Genomic DNA, 23,162 nt, shown 5'->3' with positions numbered 1-23,162 from the left:
TCAATCCTGTACGGGAACCAAAATGACCGGTCCCACTTCGACGGAAACACCCGGTGCCATGGCGACGGCCGAATATTCGGCGGACGGTCTCGTGAATGCGGAAGACCTCGTGAATGTCGTCGCCGAAATCCGGCGCGGGTAAAGTGACCGGCCGAACCACCGGGAGGGCGCCGATGAGAACGTTGGCAGGAATACGGGGACGGGGACGGGCCAGGACGTTCAGGGTCCGGGCGGGCACGGCACTCGCGGCCCTCGTGCTCCTCGGTGGCGCGGGAACGGCCGTCGCGGCCGGCCCGGGCACCGCGCCGAACGCCATGGCAGCGCCCACCACGCCCCTCACGACCGCCGCCGACGACGACGGCGCGACCCAGTCCGAGCGCCTGGCCGAGGAGCTCCGCAAGGACCCGGTGTACGTCTCGGCCGACCGTCCTCGCAGGCTGCCGCGCTCGCTCGCTCCGAAGATCGCCGCCCTCGCCGGGCGCACCGGCGTGCCCACCTACGTACTCGCGCTGCCTGCGGGCGACGCCACACTGCTCGCGCTGGTGCACGACCGGCTCGGCAAGGACGGCCTGTACGTGCTGATCGGCGACCACAGCACCATCACCGCCTCCGCGTTCGGCGTCGACGTACCGGTCGACGAGGCCCGCCGCATCGCCCTGTACGGCACCCCGTACAGGGCCGGGCCGCTCGCCGCGTTCGAGTCCTTCGTCGACGCGATCGCCTCCGGCCACGACCGGGCCGCCGCCGAGGCCGACGAACTGCACGACCAGTACCAGGAGCACGGCAAACCCGATCTGTACATCAGTTCCACCGACCGGCAGAACCAGAACCTGCTGCTCGGTCTGGCCGTGGTGGTACTCCCGGGCCTGGTGCTGGCCCTCGGTATCCGGCTCTCCTACCGCCGTCCCGGCCGACCGCGACCGGCCGGGGCAGGAAAGGCCGGACCGGGGAAGGCCGGGAAGGGAAGGACCCGGAAGAAGAAGGCCACCGACACCCCGAAGCCCTCCCCCGTCGTCCTGGACAAGGCCCCGGCCAAGCGCTCGGACGCGAACCCGGCCAAACGCTCGGGCAGAGCCGCGGCGGTACCGAAGGCCCCGGCCCGTACCACTTGGCCCACCGCCCGTCGGCGCGGTGTGCTGCCGGTGACGGCTGTGGCGACGGTGGCCGCCGTGTTCGCCGTGGTGCTGGCCGCGCCCACCGTCTTCCCGCAGACCATCGACAGCCCGTACCTCGACGTCACCCGGGCCGACCTGGACGCCCGGGTGGAGGAGGTGGCCGCGGGGCTCGCCGCCGGACCGGTCTACCGGGACCCGTCCGCCCCGGACGTACTGACCGGCGCCGACCTGCCCGCGCTCCGGCAGCGGATCGCCGCACTCGCGCCCAAGGGGCCGGTGCACGTACTGGTCACGCCGTCCGGCAGCGACGACGAGAGCGGCGGCGACGGGGCCCTCCTGCTCGCCCGGGTCCACCAGCGCACCGGCCAGAACGGCGTCTACGTGCTGGTCGATCCCTTGTCCGGCCGGATCGACCTGGAGACCTTCGGCACCGGCCAGGACGCCGCGCGGCGCTTCCGGCTCCTGCCGTACGAGGTCCGCTACCCGGAGTACCGCAGGGACGGCGACCTGCGGGTGGTGCCCCGGCTCGACCGGACCCTGGAAGCCGTCGCCGCCGCCCGGCCGAGGGAGGGCTACGACCCCGTGGCCCGCGACACCGAACTGCCCCCGTTGCACGACAACCGGCTGCCCGGCCTGTTCAGCAGCGACTTCGGCCCGGGGATCGGGCTCGGCACGATCCTGCTGGGCGTGCTGCTGCTGTTCGCCTGGCTGGGGACCGCCCTCACGCGGGCCGTGCTGACCGCCCGCCGTGCCCGCGCGGCCGCCCCCTCGTCACCGCGGCGGGACGGCTCCCGGCGGGCCGCCGCGCTGCCGTCCCTCCGGCAACTGCGTGCCTGGGCCGCCGACGACGTCCGCGAACTCACCGAAGGGCTGGCCGCCGCCGGCCAGGACGCGCCCGGCCGCAGCCGTGCCTGGGACTGCCTGGACGCCGCCGGGCTGCTGGCCGACACCGGCGACGAACGCCCGGACGAGGCCACCGCGGCGAGCGATCTGGCCGCCGTCGTGGTGCTCGCCCGAGCCGGACTCGACTCCCTGGGCGGGCACCCCCACCCCGCTCTCTGCCGGCTCAACCCGCTGCACGGCGGGGCCACCGGCGGCAAGGCCCCGGCGTGGCTCGCCGGCCTCGGCATCGCCCCCGTCTCCGCGCGCCTGTGCCCCGCGTGCCAGAACGCCCTGCGCGGCGGCACCGCGGTCCCCGGCGCCCGTGAACGGGTGGCCGCCGAACTGCTGCTGCGGCTGCCCGGGGCGGGCGGCCGGGGCCGGACCGCGTGGGACGGGGCCGGGCAGGTCCTGCCGGCCGCCCGCGAAGGCATCGAAGCACTCGTCCTCAGGGCCAGGGAGTCCGCCAGTGTTCAGTGAACGACCGATCGCCGACCGTCCGTCCGGTGCCTCCCGCAACCCCGCCGCCGGGCTGCTCGCCGCGCTGTTGCTGGCCTGCACGGTGCTGCTCGGCACCGGCGCCCCGGCCCGCGCGGAGAGCACCGGGCCCGGGCCGACCGCCTCGACGATCGCCGGGGCGCTGGCCACCGACCCCGTCTACGTCGACCCGTTCTACTCGGCCGCCGTCACCCCCACCCAGCAGCGGGCCCTGGCCGATCAGATCGCCGCGACCGGCCTGCCGATCAAGGTGGTGCTGGTGCCGCTGGAGAAGGGCGACGCCTTCGACGGCAGCGCCCGCGCCCTCGCCTCGGTGGTCAGGGAACGGCTCGGCCTGCGGGAGCTGATCCTGATCACCACCGACGACTACGGGAAGTGGCTCAACGGGACCGAGTGGCCCACCGACGCCCATCAGACCCGCGACGCCGCCGCCGCGGTCGGCTTCCTGGACGAACTCGACGACGCCGGACTGGCCGCCCGGGTCGGCAGGGCCGTGGAACTGATCGAGACCGGCAAGGGCACCGAGGTCTACGAGGCCGAGACCGCCAGGCTCGACAAGAAGTACTCGGACCGGCCCGGGAACGACGAAAGTGCTTCCGGCTCCTTCGGCGGCCCGGGGACCCTGCTCGTGGTCGCCGCGGTGCTGGCCCTCGCCGGTGGCGGGGTGTTCCTGACGCGCCGTCGCCGTTCGCCCCGGCACACCGTCTTCACCTTCCCCGACGCCGTCTTCGCCGCCGACGAGGCCGCCGACGAGGCAGGGCTGCGCCGCCGGGCCTCCGACGAACTGCTCGCCCTCGGTGAGGCGGTGGAGCACGCCGACGGCACCGCCACGCCGGGCCTGGGCCGGGCCCTGGACGCCTACGACGCGGCCGGCCGGGTGCTGGACGCCGCGCGGGGGCCGGCCGACCTGGCCGGCGTACTGGCCCTGGTGGCCGAGGGGCGCTCCGCCCTGGCCCCGGCGCCCGGACTCCCGCTGTGCTTCTTCGATCCCCGGCACGGCACCGCGGTCCGCCGGACCACCTGGCGCCCGCTCGGCCGCCGGGAGCGGGTCGACGTCGCAGTCTGCGAGGACTGCGACCGGGCCCTGCGCGCCCGCCGGTCGCCGCAGGTGCTCGCGGTCCGGGACCGGGGCCGCACCGTGCCCTACTTCGAGGTGCCCGCCGCGCGCAGCCTGTGGACGGCGACCGGTTACGGCTCCCTGCTGTCCGGTCCCGACGACACCCTCGCCGCCCGGGTCGGCTCCGGCGAGTTCAGCCGTGCCCGGCGACGGTCCGAGGAGCACGAAACGGCCGGGGACTGAGCACCGCGTGTCCCTCAGCGGAGCGCCGGTTCCCCGACGGGACCGGCGCTCCGGCGCTCCATCGTTCCGCCCGCCCGGGCCACACGGCGGGGCCCCCTTCCCGGTCGCGTGCCGGACCGGGGCGGCTCCCCCCGGTCCGTCCGCCGCCCGCAGCGCGGTCAGCGTCCCGCGACGAGTGCTCTTCGCAGTGCCTCGTCGAGGAGGTGGCGCAGCCGGGGGCGGTGTCGGCCACCGCGGTGGCAAGGAGTGCGGGGCCGCGCCCGGACCCTGGCTGCCGGAACGTCGCTTCCCGACCGCCCGGGGTTGCGGCTACTCGCCCATCGGGGCGTGGAGGTCCAGCCGATCCCGCACCTCGCGGTGGACGGCGTCGGCGGCTTCCGGGGCGGCGTCCAGGAGTGTGGCGCACAGGGCGAGGGTCGCGTCGACGTCCCCCACGCAGTACGGGGCCAGGGCCGCGACGACCTTGCGCAGGTTGCCCGGCACACGCCCGTAGGGCGTCTCGGGCGCGTACGAGGCGATGGTCCCCGCCACGGCCGGGCCGTCGGCGGGAAGTTCGTCCAGGCTGTCGGTCATCAGGTCGAGGAAGCCGCATGCGGCCGCCGTCCGGGCCCTGGCACGCGGGGCGAGCGTGCCACCGCCCAGGAACAGGGATCCGAAACGGCCGCCTTCCAAGGTCCTGATGCCCTCGACGAGTTCACGGGCCCGGTCGACGTGCCCGCCCTCGAACACCGCCTCGGCGAATCTGCCCTCGAAGGCGAGAGCCGTCTCGCTCAGTCCGTCTCGCTGCTCGTCGTGAGCGGAATCGTCCCGTTCCCCCGGCGCGTAGAGGTCGCCGCCGAGCGGCACGCTCATGGCCAGCCACGTCTCGGCCTCCTCGGAGAAGAGGGCACCGGCCCGCCGGAAACCGGCGACGGCCTCGTCGTACATGCCGAGACACGCGTGGAGTTCGGCGAAGAGGAACCCTCTGCGGCACGCCTCGAAACCACTCGCGGGGCCGTGCTTCCTCAGGGCCGCCAGCCGCTCCAGCATCACTTCGGCCAGGGTGTGCGCCCGTTCGGTGTCGCCGTGGTCCAGAAGCATTCTTCTCAGGCCCAAATGCACTCCGATGGGTACGTCCGGGGACATCGCCTGCCGGAGCGCCTCCTCGGGCCGGCCCTGCTCGGCCAGGACGAGAATCCGGGCACTGTCGTTCCTGAGGCCGAACGAATCGAGGAGGTTCAGGGCGCCGCGCCGGTCGCCACGTCTGACCAGCCGACCGGCCGCGGCCGTCACGCGTTCGGCGCGCCGCCCTCCCACCCGTTCCGCGGCCGTCCTCGTGGCGGCTCCTTCCCGGACCCCAGAGAAGTGGACGGCCAGGGACTCGTACCCTGTGTCGAGCGCATCGGCGGACGGGCTGTCGAGGTCCGAGGGGTCCGCCCAGAACAGGGCCCGCGCGACACAGTGCGCGACACAGTGCGCGACACGTCCGTCGTCCTCGCACCCGTCCTTCCCTCGGCCGTCGTCCTCGCGGCCACCGTCCCCGCACCCGGCTCCCTGGCGCCCGCCGGTCCCGCGTTCCTGATGGGCGGCCGCCAGCCGGGCGTACAGAACCGCCATCCCGGAAGGGGCGAAGCGGAGGGCCGTGCGTCGGTCGCGCAGCAGCTCGCACACGAGCTGCTCGGCCTCCGCCTCCAGTTCCGCGGCCCGTCGCTCCGGCAGGACCCCCGACAGTTCGCGGGAGATCCGCAACAGGTACGTCGCCAGGGACCGGTGGGACGTCGTCCGTTCGCGGAGCAGGGCCACGCAGTCGTCCAGGAACACGTCCGCGCGAGGGCCCTCGCCGTGCTCGTGGAACCGGCGGACGAGGTCGACGGCGATGGTCACACCATCGTGACCGTGGAAGGCGAGCATCTCGCGGGCCAGGTCCTCCGCGTCCGTGACGCGCCCGGCGCGCACGCACTCACGGGCGATTTCCAGGACGAGCCCCTGCTGACACGGGCCGTGGACGAAATCGTCGTGGGGCGGACTCACGGGCTGGAGGCGGCCCTCCGTGTCGAACAGGTCGGGCCGGCTTCCCAGCAACCGGCGCATGGTGCCGTGGGCCAGGTCGTCGGCGCCGGAACGTCTCGCCAGCCGGGCCCGGTTCAGGTCCACCCACAGCCGCTCGTACGGTGTCATGTCGCGCGAACGCAACAGGTCCATCGCCTGCGCCGCCCACTCGGCCTCGTGCCGGGCGGCCGCGTCGGCGGGCGGGCGCACCGATGCCAGCGCCGAGGAGTACTCGATCGGGAAACGCGACAGCCGGACGATCATGCCGGGCCGTTCCCCGGACCGCTCCCGCGGCACCCAGGACAGGGCCATCGCATGTACCGCCTCGACCGTGGCGTTCCTGCCGTACGGCTGCCGCGCCAGTTCGGCGGCGATCCGCTCGGCGACTCGGCGGGGCGGAACCGGCCCCGTCCGTTCGGCCGCCGACCACAGCGCATAGCCGTGGAGCTTGGCACGTGCTTCACCGGACTCGAGCCGCCCCGCCACGTTCATCCCCCGCTCGACGGCCCCCTGGTCGAGCAGATGCCGTACCAGCATCCCGGTGTGGAACTCGTCGAGCAGCCCGGCCCCCGGACCGCCGCTGGATCGTCGTCCTCGTCGCCCCCTTCGGCCTGCAGGCTCGCGAGAAGAACGGCCGCCAATCCCTGTGACCGCTCGGGCAGTTCATCGCGGTGGACGACGTCGAACCGCCGGAGGTGTTCGGCGCACTCACCGTACCGGCCGTCCTTCCGGAGCCGGTGAGCGATCATCAGCTGCCACAGGGCGCCGTGTTCGTACGGGTAGGCGCCTGCCAGCTCGCGGGCTGCTTCCGGGCCCGTGTCGGCGAGCACCGCCAACGGGTCCTCGGCCAGGAGCCGGGTGGCCCCGGCCCGGCGCAGCAGTACCGAGGCCACGGCGGTGAGGTCGTCGATCCGGACGGCGGAGGCGAGTGCGTGTCCGAGGTGTTCCAGGTCCGCACCGAAGAAGGTGGCGGCCCTCGCCCCCGGGCCGCCGACGGTGGCCAGCACCTGGGTGCAGAGCTCCTTGTGCATGCCCGCCCGGTGGAGGTGGTGGCTGTAGTACCTGGACAGGTAGGGGTCGTCGGCCTCCCCGTCGAGGAACGCCGTGCCCACGGCCCGGTGCGCCTCGACCGGGTGGAGACGGTGTCGGGTGCCGGACAGGAGGTGGGTGCGGAAGGACTCGTGGTAGATCCGCACCGCGTCGCCCTCACGGTGGGTGAACTCGCCGATGTCGGCGAGGGCGTCCTCGATGTCCGAAAGGTTCCGCCCAGTCACGGCCGAGAGGAGTCCGGCGGTCATGCCGGGGGCGCGGGCGACCGCCAGCAGGGTCAGGACCGGCCGGACGGTGCGCCATGCGAGGGACGCGCACGCCCGGTCGAGGAAGTCGTCGTACACCTCGCCGAGGTCGCCGGGCAGTTCGATGGCGTCGATGTCCACGTCGTGCCGGTCGACGTCCAGGGACGAGATGACGTGGCGGGCGTAGAGGTAGTTGCCCGCCGCCTTGGCCGCGATCCTCGACGCAAGAGTCCGTCGGGACCGGGACCGGGCTCCGGGGCGGTGTTCCCCGTCGCGGTCGGCCCGGTCCCGCCCGTCCCCGTGGAGGCGCGATCCGTCCCACCCGTGCCCGCGGAGGCGCGATCCGTCCCGGGTGGGGGCCGGCTCGTCGCGGGTCAGGCGGGCCAGGCAGTAGTCGTGGACGTCGTCGGTCCCGGCGGGCGCGTCGTGGGTGAGGTGCACGCGTCGGCCCTTGATGCGCCGGAGCGCCGGTTCCTCGACTTCGCGGCTGGTCAGCAGGATCCGGAAGTCCAGTCCGGCACGGCGCAGGCCCGAGGTCATGTGGGCGAGCAGCGTGATGACGTTCTCGTGGGAGTCGACCGACCGCGCCTCGTCGAGCGCGTCGACGACGAGAACGACGGCCGGTGGATCCGGCATGCTCTCCAGCGGCTTGCGCACGAGGCGGTTGAAGGCCGAACGCGCCGATTCCGCCCCCAGCCGCAGGGACTCGATGTTGATCCCGCGGACGTGCGCGCCCGCCTCGGCGGAACCGACCGTCACGGTGGCGTTGAGGGTCGGGCCGGACTCCGCTCCCATCAGTTCGGCGAAGTGCCCGTCCCGGCGGACCAGTGCGTCGACCAGCTCCGCCACGAGACCGTGCCCCAGGAGCGTGTCGTCGTCGTCCGCACGGCACAGGTGCCCGACCACGACCGTGGAGGCATCGCCCGGTCCGATCCTGTGCAGCAGTTCGAGCGCCAGGGCCGTCTTGCCGGAACCCGGCTGACCCACGATCAGCAGCGGTTCGTCCCCGCGCCGGGCCAGGTGGTCGAGTGCGTGCTCCACGACCCAGGAGCGTCCGACGAACTCACTCATCCCTGTACTCCCGTGCCGGCGTCATCAGCCGATGTCGCCCTGGATCTCGACCCCGGACACGGTGCTGCCGCGCGTCACCGTCCCGGCCACGACACTGCCCTCCACCCGGCCGGAGCTGACACCCCGGGCGCGCACGCCCGCCACGTCCCCGGCGATCTCCTCGGCCCGTACCCGGCCCGACACCACCAGCTCCGGCTCCGGACGGGTCTCGCCCGCGAAGGTGAGGCGCCTGCCGTAGACCGCCTCGAGGATGTTCCGTACCGCGTCGGCCGTCTCCAGCAGGGTCCGGTCCGCGGGATCGATGTCGGTGATGCCGTTCGCGTACGGTGCCAGTACCTGCCAGAACGCGGCCAGGTCCGCCCGGTACCGCTGGACGACCTCGGTGTCCGCGCGAGCCGGCTCCACGGTCGCGGGGAAGAGCCCGGGGTCGGTCACGTCCAGTGTCACGGGATCGCTCCCGCCCGCGCCTTCGGCGTCGTCCGCCCCGTTGCGGTCCCTGCGGCGCTGCAGCAGTTCCCCGGTCTGTTCGTAGAGGAACTTGACGCCTTCCGTGAGGACGACGGAACTGAGGACAGCGAGCGTGATCGGTTCCATGAATGCCTCCTCGGGCCACCTGCGCCAGATCGTATTACCGTCCGTCCGTGGATGCGTCGGAACCCGGGCATTCCTCCAACACCTCGCCCTTGAACAGAACATGACGCCCCCTCGACGGGGCTGCCGGCCGCTTCGAGGTGGCCCCCAGGGCTTCTCGACCGGCGGAGGCGTCCACCAGGAGACGGTCCGGCCCGCCGCCCAGGTCCTGACCGTGTTCGCCACCGTCGAGCCCTCTGGACCGGCGACCGAACCACCGATCGAGTAATGGCCAATTCATTGAAATGAACATTACGTCGCCGAGTAATGCGCGGCAGTCATTTCCTCACCGATCGAGAGGGGCGCGACACGTACCACGGTGAACTACCCTGCGGAAAAGGCTGGTTCGGCGAACCCTTCTCGCCTCGGACGCAGCCGCTCCGGCCGCTTGTAGCATGGCGGGCGACGAGGCCGGAAGGGAACCAAACCATGCACGCTGGTGTCGACGCCGACTCCCTCGACCGGGCCACGCAGGACTTCCTCGCGGCGCGTCCGCAGCTCTTCGGCATCGCGTACCGCATGCTCGGCAGCGCCGCCGAGGCCGAGGACATCGTGCAGGAGGCGTGGCTGCGGTGGCAGCAGGCGGACCGTACGAACCTCCTCGAACCCACGGCCTACCTGACCACCATCACCACGCGGCTGGCGATCAACCTGGCCCGGTCCGCGCGGGTGCGGCGGGAGTCGTACGTCGGCCCGTGGCTTCCCGAACCGGTCGACACCGCCCCGGACCCGCAGCTGGGGGCGGAGCGGGCCGAGGCGCTGGAGCTGGCGGTCCTCCTCGTCCTGGAGAAGCTCAACCCCGTGGAACGCGCCGCCTACGTCCTGCGGGAGGCCTTCGACTACCCGTACGGGCGGGTCGCCGAGATCCTGGGGACGAGTGAGGCCAACGCCCGTCAACTGGTGAGCCGGGCGCGCAAGCACCTGACCGCCGAGCGCAGACAACGCGTCAGCCCGGCCGCCCACCGACGCCTGTTGGAGGTGTTCCTCTCCGCGGCACGGACGGGTGACCTGGCGGTGCTGGAGAATGTACTCGCCTCGGACGTCGTCAGTTACTCCGACGGTGGCGGGATACGCGGGGCCTCGAGGATCCCGGTCGTCGGGCGTCTGCACGTCTCCAAGTACCTCGTGGCCTTCGCCCCGCGTTTCTGGCCGCAGGCGGACATCCGCCGGGTGGAGGCCAACGGACGGGCGGCCGTGCTCGTCTCGTCCGGCGGCAACGCCATGGCCCTGCTGTGCGTCGACGTGTCCGCGGAGGGCATCGACCGGATCATGTGGGTGATGAACCCGGCCAAGCTGTCGCCCTACGTGGCGTCCCTGGACGGCTGACCACCCCACCCCCGGTCGGCCCGTCGGCCGACCGGGGGAAAGCGTCCGGGATTCTCCGGGCCCCTGTCACGGATGCCGTCGCCGTCCTGTCATTCCGGTGAGTGCAGAAATCACCCCGAGAGGACTCCCATCATGAAGGTCGTAGTGATCGGCGGCACCGGACTCATCGGTTCGAAGCTGGTGGCCCGGCTCGGCGAGCACGGCCACGAGGCGGTGCCGGCCTCTCCCCGTACCGGCGTCGACACGCTGACGGGGAAGGGGCTGGCCGAGGTCCTGGAAGGGGCCTCGGTCGTGGTCGACGTCTCCAACTCCCCCTCGTTCGAGGACGACGCCGTCATGGAGTTCTTCCGGACCTCGACCACCCATCTCCTGCGGGCGGAGGCGGAGGCCGGTGTGACCCACCATGTGGCGCTCTCCGTGGTCGGTACGGAGCGGCTCCAGGAGAGCGGCTACTTCCGTGCCAAGCAGGCGCAGGAAGAGCTGATCAAGGAGTCCGGGATGCCGTACTCCATCGTCCACGCCACGCAGTTCTTCGAGTTCATGCAGGGCATCGCGGCGTCGGCGACCGACGGTGACACCGTTCGTCTGGCGCCCGTCATGATCCGGCCCGTCCACTCCGACGACGTGGCCGCCGCCGTGGGCCGCACGGCCGTCGGCGACCCCGTCGACGGGGTGGTGGAGGTGGCCGGTCCCGAGGCGTTCCGGCTGGACGAGCTCCTCCGCGAGAACCTCGCCGCCCAAAACGATCCGCGCAAGGTCGTCACCGACGCCGGTGCCCCTTATTTCGGCGCCCGGTTGCAGGAGTCCACACTGCTTCCCGGCCCGGACGCGCACATCGCCGACCACCGGTTCGCCGACTGGTTCGCCCAGCAGCGGTGAACCGTCGGGCGGGCCGGGTGCCGGCGGTGCCGGGCGGGCCCCGGGGTGCGCACGCCCGCCCGGGGCCCGTCGGCGCGTCGGGGTGCTCCCGGCCCGCCCCGGCGATCAGCCGACGGCTCTCCTCACCCGCGCTCCGTCGGCATGTCCGTCCAGCCGAGCGGGTACGGGTCGTCGGCCCGGCCCTCCGGTGCGGGCGGTTCGCCCCCGGCCTCGTTGAAGGCGGTCAGCGCCTCGACGAGGGCCGTCTGCTGCCCCGGGGCGAGCCGGGCGACGATCGCGGCGATCTCCCGGCGCCGGCGCGCGGTGACGTCCTCGACCGTGCGCCGCCCCTCCTCGGTGAGCCGGAGCAGGGTTTCACGACGGTTGCCGGGGTTGGTCCGCCGGTCGACGAGGCCGGAGGAGATCAACCGGTCGACCATGCGCATCGCGGTCGAGGGGGCCACGCGCAGCAGTTCCGCGAGCGTCACGAGTTTGGCCTCGCCCCGCGTCGAGAGCACCACCAGCATCCGGAACTGCGCCAGCGTCACCCGGTCCTCGACCTCGGCGAGCGAGTTCGCGGCGACCGCGACGAGCACCCGGGACGCCGTGAGGACGGCACGGGTCACCGCGTCGACACCGTCGACGCTCCCGGCCCGGTCCCTCTCCTCGGTCATGCCCCCTTTCTACCCCGCTTCGGCGCGGGCGTGTGCACCCCCGCCGCCGGTGCCCTCCGTCGCCGCTGTCCGCCGCCCCGCGTCCCGGGGCCCGCGGCGGCGCAGCAGCAACATCGCCGCGTCGTCGTGCAACGGACCGGTCACGTGCCGGACCACGTCCGCGCGCAGCGCTTCGAGGGCGGCCTGCGCGTCGGGGTTCCCGAGGAGCGCGGAGCGCTCGCCGAGCGGGTAGAAGGTGCCCGCCTCGTCGCGCGCCTCGGTCACCCCGTCCGTGTAGAGCAGCAGTTGCTCCCCCGGCGCGAAGCCCACCCGGTAGGGCCGGGGCGGTTTCCCGCCGTGCAGTCCCAGCCCCAGCGGCAGCGCGTGGGCGGGCGGCAGCGGGAAGTCGACCGTGCCGTCGCACCGGACGAGCATCGGGGGCGGGTGCCCGTAGTTGAGGAGGACGACCTCCTCGTCGCGGCCGCTCACCTCCGCGAGGACGGCGGTCACGAACCTCTCGCCGTCCGACTCCCTGGCCACGCTCCGTTCCAGGCGGGCGCCGAGGTCCGTCAGGTCCCGCGCGTCGTGCGCGGCCTCGCGGAACGCGCCGAGGACCACCGCGGCGGTCTCCACGGCCCCCAGCCCCTTGCCCTGCACATCGCCGATGATCACCCGGGTTCCGTACGGGGACGCGACCACCTCGTACAGGTCGCCGCCGATCCGCGCCTCGGCCATCGCCGAGGTGTAGGAGACCGCGACCTGCAACGGGCCCGTACTGCGCGGCACCGGCCGCAGCAGCACCCGTTGGGCCACTTCCGCGATGGAGCGGACACTGGCCAGTTCCGCCTCCCGCCGGCCCCGCGTCACGGCCCCGGCGACGCCCGCCGCGGTGACGCCCACCACGGAACCCATCGCCGTGGAGCCGCGCCGGGTCTGGAAGAGCCCGTCGTACATGCCGAGGCCCACGCAGAGCAGCAGTGCCGCGGCGCCCGTCAGTACCGTGCGCCGCCACGTCCCGATCAGCCCGGCGAAGGCGGGGCCCAGCGACACCAGGGGGAGGAATCCCGCCCCGGGGCCCGCCATGACGTCCACGACGGCCACGATCGCCATCACCACGGCCGGCAGGCAGTACAGCACCACGGGACCGCGCGGTCGCCCTGTACGGGACACGGCGCTCTCCACTCGTATCGCACTCGCCCGGCCCGGCCGACCGGACCCCTCCATCGTTTTAGACTATGCAATAGTTGCATCGACTAAGGGTCTTCGGCGGGTTCTCGTTACGCAATCGAGGCCGTCGGCCCGGCCGTTCCGAGCCCGGGAAAGGTGCGTGTCGATGATGAATTCGCGACGTACGGCAAAGGGGCGGCCCCGGCTTCCGTCCGGCTGGCGGCGGCGGTTGGCCCGGCTTCCGATCGGCCTGTACCGGGTGGGCCTGGGTCCGTTGTTCGGCAAGCGCCTCCTGCTGCTGCACCACAAGGGGCGGACCAGCGGTCTCGACCGGAAGGTGGCCCTGGAGGTCGTCGCCCACGAGCACGGCAGCTGGACCCTGGCCGCGGGTTTCGGCCCGAAGTCCGCCTGGTACCAGAACCTCCGCCACACCCCTCGGGCGACGATCCAGTTCGGCCGCCGCTACTACGCGGTCACCGCCCACTTCCTCACCGCGGAGGAGGGCGGCGAGATCATGGTCCGCTACGCCTCCGCCCGCCCCCGTACCGCCCGCCGCCTCTGCGCCTTCATGGGCTTCGACGTCGACGGCAGCGAGGACTCCTTCCGCCGGGTCGGCCGGCGGATCCCGTTCGTACGGCTCGACGCCGCGGCGGGGCGGCGCCTGCCCTGAAGCCGGGCCCGGTGCCCCGCGCGGTAACGCCTGGTCAGACACCCCATGTCGTTTGGTGTCAAGCGGCATGGGTGTGTGCGTGGTGCGACCAGGCGGTCGCTTCGTCGTAGTGGGTGCGGGTTTTGAGGCATCCGTGGAGGATGCCGACGAGGCGGTTTCCGAGCTGGCGGAGGGCGGGGTTGTAGCCGGCCTCGCGGGCTCGCTGTTTGTCGTAGTAGTGGCGGGCGCCGGGTGAGGCGCGCAGGGCGGCGAACGCCTGGCGCTGGAGGGCGTCGGCGAGCCGGTTGTTGCGGACGTAGCGGGCCTGGACGGTGTGGCTCTTGCCGGAGGCCCGGGTGACGGGGCTGGTGCCGGCGTAGTTCTTGCGGGCCTTCGCGGACGCGTAGCGGGTGGGGTCGTCTCCGAACTCGGCGAGCACCCGAGCGCCGGTGATCTCCGCGATGCCGGGCATCGAGAGGTAGATCTCAGCGTCCGGGTGCGCGAGAAAATGGGCCTTCACCTGCGCTTCCATCGCGGCTATCTGTTCGTTCAGCACGATGATCAGCCGTGCGTGGGCGGTGGCGGCGGCCGCGTAGGCGGCGGTGACCGGCTCGGGCAGGCCGAGCTGCTTCTCGCGCAGGGCGGTCTGGATCGTGTTCGCCTTCGCCTCGCGGTGGTGACGGCGGTGGCGGGCCAGGACCGCGGTGATCTGGGTGCGCGTCAGCTTCGCCCCGGCCGCGGGGGTAGGCGCCTTGATCAGCAGTTCCAGGGCATCCGTGCTGGTCAGCTCAAGGTCGGCGTAAGCGGACAGCGCGGCGGGGAAGTACTCCCGCAGCGTGGTCCGCAGCCGCTGGAAGGTGCGGGTGCGTTCCCAGATCAGCGTCTGGTGAGCCCGGGCGACGACCTTCACGGCCTGGGCCTGGTCGCTGTCCCCGGCCACCGGTCGCAGCTGGTCACGATCGATGCGGACCATGTCCGCCAGCGCGTGCGCGTCGCCCTTGTCGCTCTTGGCGCCCGAGGTGCCGTATCGCTCCTTGAACCGGGCGACCTGCCTCGGGTTGATCGCGTAGACCAGGTAGCCGGCGGCGATCAAAGCCTGCACCCACGACCCGCGATCGGTCTCGATGCCCACCACCACCTCGGCCGGATCCAGGTCCTCACCGCCGTGCCGGGCGACCAGGGCGTGCAGTTTCGCGATGCCCTCCACGCCCTCGGGCAGCCTTGCCGTGGCCAGCTTCCGGCCCGTCGCGTCCTGGACCTCGACGTCATGGTGGTCTTCGGCCCAGTCATCGCCGATCAGCAGCAACTCGTCCTCCTGGTCAGGTACTTCGCTCCTTGCAGCCTGCGGAAGGCGGCGCGCGGCCTAATGGATCCAGTGCTCACGCCACCAGGGCGGGCACGCCACCCCATCAGCGGTCGGGCCTCCCGGCCGACCAGCAGGGGCACGGTCTGACCACAGAACTCGCAGTGGTTCCGGCGGCGAAAGTGCTCACCTGCTGGCGGCTACGGCACCGAGTCTCTCCGACCCGGCAAGTCCCATTAGTACTGCAATCACAGTTACGGGGTCTGGTGTGATTGAGTGTCGTCGTGTCTGTGAATCTTGGTGTGCGTCAAGTTGATTCCTGGCGTGAGGTGTTGGTGGGGTTGCACGCGCGGTTCGCTGCGCGGTTTGCCCGCTCGGAGCCGCGGGGTCGGGCGCTGGAGTACATGTCCGGGCTGGTTGCGCCGTTGGAACGGAAGAACGGCTGGTCGCTGGCGGAGCGTGCAGGTGAGACACATCCGATCGGGATGCAGCGGCTGCTGGGCGAGGCTGACTGGGACGCTGATGGGGTCCGCGATGACGTCCGGGACTTCGTCGTGGAGAGCATCGGCGACAAGGACGCGGTGCTGATCGGTGACGACACCGGGTTCCTGAAGAAGGGCACCAGGTCGGCCGGCGTGCAGAGGCAGTACTCCGGCACCGCGGGGCGGACGGAGAACTCCCAGATTGGCACCTTCCTCGCCTACGCCTCCCGGCGGGGGCGGGCGTTGGTCGACCGGGAGTTGTATCTGCCGAAGTCCTGGACGGACGACCGGGAGCGGTGCCGGGCGGCCGGCATCCCGGACGACGTGCCGTTCGCCACGAAGATCGAGCACTTCCAGGCCATGCTCCAGCGCGCCCTGGACGCGAAGGTGCCGTTCGCGTGGGTGACCGCCGACGAGGCATACGGGCAGGCCAAGCGGCTGCGGTACTGGCTGGAACAGCGCGGGGTCGCGCACGTGCTGGCGACCAAGATCAACGACACCGTCGTCACCGCCCGGGGCGCTGACATCCGTGTTGATGTGCTGGTGGCCGGTCTGCCGCGGCAGGCGTGGAAACGCCTGTCCGCCGGCCCGGGCGCCCACGGGCAGCGGATCCATGACTGGGCCCGGGTGCCGGTCCGGATCCGGTGGGAGAACGGCTTTGGCCACTGGGTCCTGGCCCGCCGCAGCGTCAGCAGCCCCACAGACATCGCCTACTACGTCTGCTATGGCCCGGTCAGCACCCGGTTGAGGGACCTCGCCCGGGTGGCCGGAGCCCGCTGGCAGGTGGAGGAGTGCTTCCAGGCTGCGAAGAACGAGTGTGGCCTGGACCACTACCAGGTCCGCCGTTACGACGCCTGGTACCGGCACATCACCCTGTCCATGGCCGCACTCGCCGCACTGACAGCCATCCGTGCCCAGGAACTACCAAAGGGGGCGGCAACCCTGGACAAACCTGCCTGATACCCCTGTCCGTTGCAGAGATCCGCCGCCTGATCGGACTCCTCCTCCACCCACAACACCTCACCCCGACCCACCACCTGCACTGGTCATGGTGGAGGCGACTCAGCCAAACCCGCGCCCGCTACAGCCACTACAAACGACGAGGCCACACCCCATAACTGTGATTGCAGTATTAGGCGTCGCGGGCGGCAGCGGTGTTCGGGGCGGTGTCCAGGCCGTGGAGGAACGTCAGGGTGCGGTCGAGGAACAACGCGGTGGCGGCGGCGTCGTAGGACGACAGGGAGCTGTCGGCGAACAGGTGCCGGTCGCCGGGGTACAGGTGCAGTTCTGCGTCGGGGACCTCGGCGACGAGGTCTCGGGCGGCGTCCGCGTCGCCCTCCTCGGTGAACAGGCGGTCCGCCTCCATGGCGTGGACGCGGACCGGGAGCCGCTCCGGCCACGACCCGAAGAAGGAGGCCGGCACGCACGCGTGGACGAACACGGCACCGAGGGCGCCCGGTCGGGTCTGGGCCAGTTTCTGCGCGGGGAGCACCCCGAGGGAGAAACCGATGTACACCTGCTCGGCGGGCGAGTCGTTCACTGAGCGGACGCCGCGTTCGAGCAGCTCGCCGCTGCCGACCTTGGTCATGTACTCGACCCCCTCGTCCAGGGTCTCAAAGGTGCGGCCCTCGTACAGGTCGGGGGTGTGCACGCGGTGCCCCCGGGCGCGCAGTTCGTCGGCGAAGGCCCTCACCCCGGGGGTGAGGCCCTGGGCGTGATGGAACACGGTCACTTCGGCCATCGTGGACCTCCAGTGGTGTCGGGACGGCTTCCGGCCCCGGATCGGAATTCGGAATGACGGGCGCGAGCGCCGTCACACGATAGCGGCGACCCCCGGCCCGGAGATCGCCGCCGTACCCGCACGCCCCCGTGCCGCCCACGGTCCCAAGTCGTGGGCGGCACGGGGCGGAAGAGGGAGAGACGGAGCGGATTTCTCACAAGGGGTAGGCCGACACGGCACTCTTGCTATACGTTCCGTCTAACAGCTTGCTAGACACAAAGTCTAACAAGCGGCGAGGGAGGCACCGGGCAACCACGGACCCCGCCGGGCGGATACGGGGCGGGGCGGTGGACCGGCGTCGGGGCGATCTGTCGATTCAAGGAGCCGCATCATGGCAAGCAGCACCGTTCGGCCGGAGGACCGGGACCGGCTCGACGAGCACGACGTCGCGCGACGCCTGCTCGAATCGTCGGCGAGGCTCTCGTACGACCCGGCCACCGAGGTGGACTGGGACACCCCGCTGGACAAGGACTTCCACGGCGCCAGCCCCGAGTGGAGCACTCTCTACGGCACGGCGTACTGGAACGAGCTGACCGACGCCCAGCGCAAGGAGCTGACGCGGCAGGAGGCCGCCTCGGTGGCCGCCACCGGCATCTGGTTCGAGATGATCCTGCAGCAGATGGTGCTGCGCGACATCTACACGACGGACGCGACGGACCCGCGGTTCCAGTGGGCCCTCACCGAGATAGCCGACGAGTGCCGGCACTCCATCATGTTCGCCCGCGGCGCGGCGAAGCTGGGCGCCCCCGCGTACCGGCCGCGCCGTGCGGTGGTCGAGCTGGGCCGGGCCTTCAAAACCCTGGCGTTCGGCGAGGCCGCGTATGCCGCGATCCTGGTCGCCGAGGAAGTGCTCGACGTCATGCAGCGCGACTGGATGCGGGACGAGCGGGTCGCACCGTTCGTGCGCACCATCAACAACATCCATGTCGTGGAGGAGTCCCGGCACATGAAGTTCGCGCGCGACGAGACCCGCAGGCGCCTGCGGAGCGCGGGCCCCGTGCGCCGGCAGCTCAACGCGTTCGTGATCGCGGTCGCGTCCTACTTCATCGTCACCAGCATGGTGAACCGGGAGGTCTACGCGAACGCCGGACTCGACACCCGGCGCGCGCTCGCCGAGGCCGGGGCCAACGAGCACCACAAGTCCCTCATGCGGTCCAGCTGTTCGGGCCTGATGGAGTTCCTGGCCTCGGCCCGCCTCCTCACCAAACCCGCGCTGGCCCTCTACAAGCGCGCCAACCTGATCTGACCCGCGCACCCGTGCCCCCGCGCACCCCCGCGCCTGTGCACCCCCGTACCCGAAGCATCCGCGCATCCGAGCCGAGCGACCCGAGCTGACGAGATGACCTACGCCATCACCCAGACCTGTTGCAGCGACGCCACCTGCGTCGCCGTGTGCCCCGTCAACTGCATCCATCCGACGCCGCAGGAACGGGCGTTCGGGAGCACGGAGATGCTGTACGTCGACCCGAGGGCCTGCATCGACTGCGGCGCCTGCGCCGACGCCTGCCCGGTCGACGCGGTCTTCCCGGTGGACCGTCTGCCCGAGGGGCAGGAGGAGTACGCCGCGATCAACGCGGCGTACTTCGCCGGCCGGGAGCCCGTGTCGGGTGACCCGGGGCCCAACTTCCACCACTGGGACGCGCCTTCGTTCGAGCGCAGCCTGCCGGCCGACTTCGCCCCGATCCGGGTCGCGGTCGTCGGTACGGGACCGGCGGGCATGTACGCCGCGGAGGACCTGCTGCTGCACACCAACGCCGAGGTGACCCTGGTCGACCGGCTGCCGGTGGCCGGCGGGCTCGTCCGGTACGGCGTGGCGCCCGACCACCCCGCGACCAAGAAGGTGGGCGACACCTTCGCGCGCCTCCACGCCCATCCCCGGGTGCGGATGCACCTGGGGGTCGAGATCGGCAGGGACGTCACGGCGGAGGAGCTCGCCGCCCACCACGACGCGGTGATCTACGCCGTGGGCGCCTCCACCGACCGCCGCCTCGGCATCCCGGGCGAGGAGTTGCCCGGCAGCATCTCGGCGACCTCGTTCGTGGCCTGGTACAACGCCCATCCCGAGGTCGCGCCGGACGCCGTCGACCTGTCATCGGAGCGGGTGGTCGTGGCCGGCAACGGCAATGTCGCGCTCGACGTGGCCCGCATCCTCGTCACGGACCCGTCGGTGCTGGCGGGCACGGACATCGCCGATCACGCCCTCGCCGCCCTGCGCGCCTCGAAGGTACGCGAGGTGGTGCTGCTGGGGCGGCGCGGCCCCGAGCACGCGGCGTACAGCGCTTCCGAGTTGCTCGCGCTGCGGCACCTGCCGGGCGTGGAGCTGGTCATGGACGACCACGATCCGCGCACCGGCGCGGCCGTCGACGGCGCGGCGGCGGACGGGAAGGCCGCGCTGCTGCGGGACGTCGCGCGCGAAACGGTGGACTGGTCGCAGGCCCCGCCGTCGGGGCGGCGCATCGTGTTCCGGTTCCACTCCGCCCCCCTCCGGGTGCTGGGCGACGACGCCGTACGGGGAGTGCGCGTGACGGGGGACGCGGGCGAACTGGACATCCCCGCCGGGGTGTTGCTGCGGGCGGTCGGCTACCGCGGCGTCCCGGTGGCGGGACTGCCCTTCGACGAGACGACCGGCACCGTGCCGCACGAGGGCGGGCGCGTGACGGGGCGGTCCGGGACGTATGTCGTCGGCTGGATCAAGCGCGGGCCCTCGGGCGGGATCGGTGCCAACCGCGCCTGCGCCGCGGAGACGGTCGGCACGCTCCTGGCCGATGCCGTCGCCGGCGCCCTGCCCGCTCCGGCACCCGCCCCCAAGGCGTTCGCCCGCCTGGTCCGGAGCCGCAGCCGTCATGTCGTCGACGCCAGGGGGCTGGCCGCCATCGAACGGGTCGAACTCGCACGGGGCCGCGACGGCGGACGCCCGCGGGTCAAGTTCGGCACGGTGGCGGAGCTGGTGGCGGCGGCGCGGGGCGGTCGCTGGAAGCCGTAGCACCGGGGCGGGAGCGGGTTCGCCGTACCCGGCCGACTCATCCCGGCCATCCCGCTGCCCGACCGCGCCGTCGGTCTCACGCTTCGTCGGCCTTCCGCTCCGTCCGTCTTCCGCGCAGGGCGCCGTCCGGGGCCAGGTGTGCGTCCGGGGCCGGGCGGCTCCCTCCCTTCGGTGCCGCCCGGCCCCTGAGCACCCTCGGGGCCCGTCCCGCCGCTCGGTGGTCCCGGTGGCCCCTGGTCCGCTGCCGGGATTCCGCACGCCGGGCCGCCGGGCCCCGACGAAAGTCCATGGGATCGCCGTCCGGGCCGCACGGCCGCACCGGTCCTGTCAGGCCGTCGGGTCGTGAGGCCGTCGGGCCATCAGGGCGTCAGGTCGTGTCGGGGTCGACCTCGACCCGGCCCCTGGCGCGCTTGCCGACCACGGCCGCCGCCGCGACCGCGCTGCCCGCGAAGGCCAGCGCGACCATCCACGGCCGGTCGAAGACATGCCGGGTCGCATGGTCGACGGAGTACCGGCCCGGCCCGGTCAGGCCGATCGCCGCGGCGGTGAAACCGAGGAACGCCGGGTACTCGTAGCCCCCGCCCTGCGCGAAGAATCCGGCGGGCGCGTGGACGGCCACGGCGCCCGCCATCGCCCCGGCCGCGGCCGCTCCGGCCGCGGGGGTGGCGAGGCCGAGGGCCAGCAGCACCCCGCCGCCCGCCTCGCCGAGCCCGGCGGCGACCGCACTGTGCTTCGGGGGGTGGAAGCCCATCGCCTCCATCGCGGCGGTGGTTCCTTCGATCCCTCCGCCGCCGAACCAGCCGGCCAGTTTCTGGGTGCCGTGCGCGGCCAGTACCGCGCCGGTGCCGACGCGCAGGACGAGCAGGCCGAGGTCGCGCCGGTTGAGGCAGGCCATGGGGGTCTCCACAGGGGTTCGGGTCTGGTGGTGGTACGTCACCTGCCCCGTACCGGGCGGATGCCGCTGTTCCACTTTCCGGCGTGCAGGGGCCCGACGTGCCCCGCTGGTACGCCGTCCGGGGGACGACCCGGCCCGCTGCACTGCGACGCATCTCATTATGCAACTTGTTGCACATGGGTATTTCGCTGGTCTACAACTGGCGGAACGACACTGCGCGAGGAGTCACCGCATGAGCCCGTACCCGAATCTGCTGAGCCCGCTCGACCTCGGGTTCACCACCCTCCCCAACCGGGTGCTGATGGGGTCGATGCACATCGGTCTGGAGGAGGTCGAGCACGGCTTCGAGCGAATGGCCGCCTTCTACGCGGAACGTGCCCGGGGCGGCGTCGGCCTGATGGTCACCGGTGGCATCGCCCCGAACGCCCGCGCCTGCTCCCTGCCCGGCGGGGCGAAGATGACCACCGGGGCGGAGGCCGAGCAGCACGCCCTCGTCACCCGGGCCGTCCACGAGGCGGGCGGCCGGATCGCCATGCAGATCCTGCACTTCGGCAGGTACGCGCACCACCCGGACCTGGTCGCGCCGAGCGCGATCCAGGCACCGATCAGCGCCTTCACCCCGCACGCCCTCGACGACGACGAGGTGGAGGAGACCATCGAGGACTTCGTCCGGGCGGCACTGCTCGCGCAACGGGCCGGGTACGACGGCGTCGAGATCATGGGCTCCGAGGGCTACCTGATCAACGAGTTCATCGCCGCCGCCACCAACCACCGCACCGACCGCTGGGGCGGCTCGTACGAGAACCGCATCCGGTTCCCCGTCGAGATCGTGCGCCGGGTCCGCGAGCGGGTCGGTGACGACTTCATCCTGATCTACCGGCTGTCGATGCTGGACCTGGTGCCCGGCGGTTCCTCGCTGGAGGAGGTCGTGCAGCTGGCCCGCGAGATCGAGGCGGCCGGTGCGACGATCATCAACACCGGGATCGGCTGGCACGAGGCCCGCATCCCCACCATCGCCACCTCGGTGCCGCGCGGCGCCTACACCTGGGTCACGGAGAAGGTGCGCGACGCCGTCTCCGTCCCCCTGGTGACGAGCAACCGCATCAACACGCCCGAGGTCGCCGAGGAGGTCCTCGCCTCGGGCCGGGCGGACATGGTCTCGATGGCCCGGCCGTTCCTCGCCGATCCCGACTTCGTCGCCAAGGCCGCCGAGGGCCGCGCCGACGCGATCAACACCTGCATCGGCTGCAACCAGGCCTGCCTGGACCACGTCTTCAGCGGCAAGGTCACCTCCTGCCTGGTCAACCCGCGTGCCTGCCACGAGACCGAGCTCGTCCTGTCGCCCACCCGCACCGTGAAGCGGGTGGCGGTCGTGGGCGCCGGGCCCGCGGGCCTCGCGTGCGCCGTCTCGGCGGCCGGGCGCGGGCACCGGGTGACGCTCTTCGACGCGGCCGAGGAGATCGGAGGCCAGCTGAACGTGGCCCGCAGGATCCCGGGCAAGGAGGAGTTCGACGAGACGCTGCGCCACTTCCGCACCCGGCTGCGGGAGGAGCGGGTCGAGCTGAGGCTCGGTACGCGGGTCACGGCCGACGCGCTCGACGGCTTCGACGAGATCGTCCTCGCCACCGGCGTCACGCCCCGCTCCCCCGCGATACCGGGCCTGGACCACCCCAGCGTGGTCGGCTACCTCGACGTCCTGCGCAACGGGGCACCGGTCGGCGAGCGGGTCGCGATCATCGGGGCGGGCGGCATCGGCTTCGACGTCGCCGAGTTCCTGACCGACCCGGGCGACTCGGCGAGCCTCGATCCCAAGGTGTTCTTCCGGCAGTGGGGCGTCGACACCGACTACCGCGAGCGGGGCGGGCTCCGCACGCCGGAACGGCCGAAGACCCCCCGCAGCGTCCATCTGCTCCAGCGCAGGACCGGCAAGGTCGGCGCGGGGCTGGGGAAGACGACCGGCTGGATCCACCGCACCGAGCTGCGGCACCGCGGGGTCACGACGGTCGCGGGCGCCACGTACGAGCGGATCGACGACGACGGGCTGCACCTCACGGTCGACGGCGAGCAGCGCCTCCTGCCGGTCGACACGGTCGTGATCTGCGCGGGCCAGGAGCCGAACCGCGAGCTGTACGAGGAACTGCTCGCCGCAGGCCGGCCGGCACGTCTGATCGGCGGCGCCGACGTGGCGGCCGAGCTCGACGCCAAGCGGGCGATCCGTCAGGGCACGGAGCTGGCGGCCTCCCTCTGACG

General features: G+C 72.5%; 17 protein-coding genes. 9 read left to right on the top strand and 8 right to left on the bottom strand.

All coding sequences use genetic code 11. The features are described 5' to 3' along the window. The first annotated feature begins 173 nt into the window (after positions 1 to 173). Both OCT49_RS31590 and OCT49_RS31585 read left to right on the top strand, forming a co-directional pair. On the top strand, positions 174 to 2,474 hold the full coding sequence (locus tag OCT49_RS31590; RefSeq protein ID WP_283855200.1) for a hypothetical protein: 2,301 nt from the start codon (positions 174 to 176) through the stop codon (positions 2,472 to 2,474). Then, positions 2,464 to 3,792 carry a hypothetical protein gene (locus OCT49_RS31585; protein WP_283855199.1) on the top strand — a complete coding sequence of 443 codons (1,329 nt, stop codon included), beginning with the start codon at positions 2,464 to 2,466 and terminating at the stop codon, positions 3,790 to 3,792. Before OCT49_RS31590 ends, OCT49_RS31585 begins: the two co-directional genes overlap by 11 nt. A gap of 309 nt (positions 3,793 to 4,101) precedes the next feature. On the opposite strand, the gene OCT49_RS31580 is transcribed toward OCT49_RS31585, so the two are convergent. Genes OCT49_RS31580 through OCT49_RS31570 form a run of 3 tightly spaced genes read right to left on the bottom strand, consistent with a single transcriptional unit; the run spans position 4,102 to position 8,780 of the window. After that, positions 4,102 to 6,357, bottom strand: coding sequence for a hypothetical protein (locus OCT49_RS31580; RefSeq protein ID WP_283855198.1), 2,256 nt, complete (start codon positions 6,355 to 6,357; stop codon positions 4,102 to 4,104). Further along, positions 6,309 to 8,186: an ATP-binding protein gene (locus OCT49_RS31575; RefSeq protein WP_283855197.1), complete on the bottom strand. Its 1,878-nt coding sequence runs from the start codon at positions 8,184 to 8,186 to the stop codon at positions 6,309 to 6,311. The genes OCT49_RS31580 and OCT49_RS31575 overlap by 49 nt, the downstream gene beginning before the upstream one ends. A 24-nt stretch (positions 8,187 to 8,210) precedes the next feature. After that, positions 8,211 to 8,780 carry a hypothetical protein gene (locus OCT49_RS31570; RefSeq protein WP_283855196.1) on the bottom strand — a complete coding sequence of 190 codons (570 nt, stop codon included), beginning with the start codon at positions 8,778 to 8,780 and terminating at the stop codon, positions 8,211 to 8,213. 465 nt (positions 8,781 to 9,245) lie between these two features. Between OCT49_RS31570 and OCT49_RS31565 the strand changes: the two genes are divergently transcribed. Together OCT49_RS31565 and OCT49_RS31560 are read left to right on the top strand one after the other, a co-directional pair. Further along, a complete protein-coding gene (locus OCT49_RS31565) occupies positions 9,246 to 10,142 on the top strand; it encodes an RNA polymerase sigma-70 factor (RefSeq protein WP_283855195.1) in 897 nt (298 codons plus the stop codon). Positions 10,143 to 10,274: 132 nt separating this feature from the next. Next, entirely contained in the window at positions 10,275 to 11,021 is a 747-nt protein-coding gene (locus OCT49_RS31560) for an SDR family oxidoreductase (protein WP_283855194.1), read from the top strand. 122 nt (positions 11,022 to 11,143) lie between these two features. Here OCT49_RS31560 and OCT49_RS31555 read toward each other — a convergent pair whose 3' ends face one another. Then, complete coding sequence (locus tag OCT49_RS31555) at positions 11,144 to 11,674, bottom strand: MarR family winged helix-turn-helix transcriptional regulator (RefSeq protein ID WP_283855193.1); 531 nt, start codon at positions 11,672 to 11,674, stop codon at positions 11,144 to 11,146. Positions 11,675 to 11,683: 9 nt separating this feature from the next. Further along, positions 11,684 to 12,763 carry a PP2C family protein-serine/threonine phosphatase gene (locus tag OCT49_RS31550; RefSeq protein ID WP_283856005.1) on the bottom strand — a complete coding sequence of 360 codons (1,080 nt, stop codon included), beginning with the start codon at positions 12,761 to 12,763 and terminating at the stop codon, positions 11,684 to 11,686. A 226-nt stretch (positions 12,764 to 12,989) separates the two neighbouring features. On the opposite strand from OCT49_RS31550, the gene OCT49_RS31545 reads away from it, so the two are divergent. Continuing rightward, a complete protein-coding gene (locus OCT49_RS31545) occupies positions 12,990 to 13,490 on the top strand; it encodes a nitroreductase family deazaflavin-dependent oxidoreductase (protein WP_502963494.1) in 501 nt (166 codons plus the stop codon). A 58-nt stretch (positions 13,491 to 13,548) separates the two neighbouring features. Here the strand turns inward: OCT49_RS31545 and OCT49_RS31540 are convergent, their stop codons facing one another. Then, complete coding sequence (locus OCT49_RS31540) at positions 13,549 to 14,775, bottom strand: IS110 family RNA-guided transposase (protein WP_283855191.1); 1,227 nt, start codon at positions 14,773 to 14,775, stop codon at positions 13,549 to 13,551. A 299-nt stretch (positions 14,776 to 15,074) separates the two neighbouring features. On the opposite strand from OCT49_RS31540, the gene OCT49_RS31535 reads away from it, so the two are divergent. Further along, positions 15,075 to 16,214 (top strand): IS701 family transposase, encoded by a 1,140-nt coding sequence (locus tag OCT49_RS31535; protein ID WP_283855190.1) that lies wholly within the window; start codon positions 15,075 to 15,077, stop codon positions 16,212 to 16,214. 172 nt (positions 16,215 to 16,386) lie between these two features. On the opposite strand, the gene OCT49_RS31530 is transcribed toward OCT49_RS31535, so the two are convergent. Then, complete coding sequence (locus OCT49_RS31530; protein ID WP_283855189.1) at positions 16,387 to 16,995, bottom strand: dienelactone hydrolase family protein; 609 nt, start codon at positions 16,993 to 16,995, stop codon at positions 16,387 to 16,389. A 370-nt stretch (positions 16,996 to 17,365) separates the two neighbouring features. Between OCT49_RS31530 and OCT49_RS31525 the strand changes: the two genes are divergently transcribed. Next, positions 17,366 to 18,280 carry an AurF N-oxygenase family protein gene (locus OCT49_RS31525; RefSeq protein ID WP_283855188.1) on the top strand — a complete coding sequence of 305 codons (915 nt, stop codon included), beginning with the start codon at positions 17,366 to 17,368 and terminating at the stop codon, positions 18,278 to 18,280. A 93-nt stretch (positions 18,281 to 18,373) separates the two neighbouring features. Then, positions 18,374 to 20,017 carry an FAD-dependent oxidoreductase gene (locus OCT49_RS31520; protein WP_283855187.1) on the top strand — a complete coding sequence of 548 codons (1,644 nt, stop codon included), beginning with the start codon at positions 18,374 to 18,376 and terminating at the stop codon, positions 20,015 to 20,017. A gap of 367 nt (positions 20,018 to 20,384) precedes the next feature. Here OCT49_RS31520 and OCT49_RS31515 read toward each other — a convergent pair whose 3' ends face one another. After that, positions 20,385 to 20,912, bottom strand: coding sequence for a DoxX family protein (locus OCT49_RS31515; protein WP_283855186.1), 528 nt, complete (start codon positions 20,910 to 20,912; stop codon positions 20,385 to 20,387). Between the two features lie 232 nt (positions 20,913 to 21,144). Between OCT49_RS31515 and OCT49_RS31510 the strand changes: the two genes are divergently transcribed. Beyond that, the gene (locus OCT49_RS31510; RefSeq protein WP_283855185.1) at positions 21,145 to 23,160 is read left to right on the top strand and encodes an NADPH-dependent 2,4-dienoyl-CoA reductase; all 2,016 of its coding nucleotides are present in this window, start codon (positions 21,145 to 21,147) and stop codon (positions 23,158 to 23,160) included. Positions 23,161 to 23,162 lie beyond the last annotated feature (2 nt).

This window comes from Streptomyces sp. ML-6 (assembly GCF_030116705.1).
Classification (GTDB): domain Bacteria; phylum Actinomycetota; class Actinomycetes; order Streptomycetales; family Streptomycetaceae; genus Streptomyces.
Note: the sequence above shows the minus strand (reverse complement) of the source record. Positions and strands in the feature narration are given on the sequence as shown.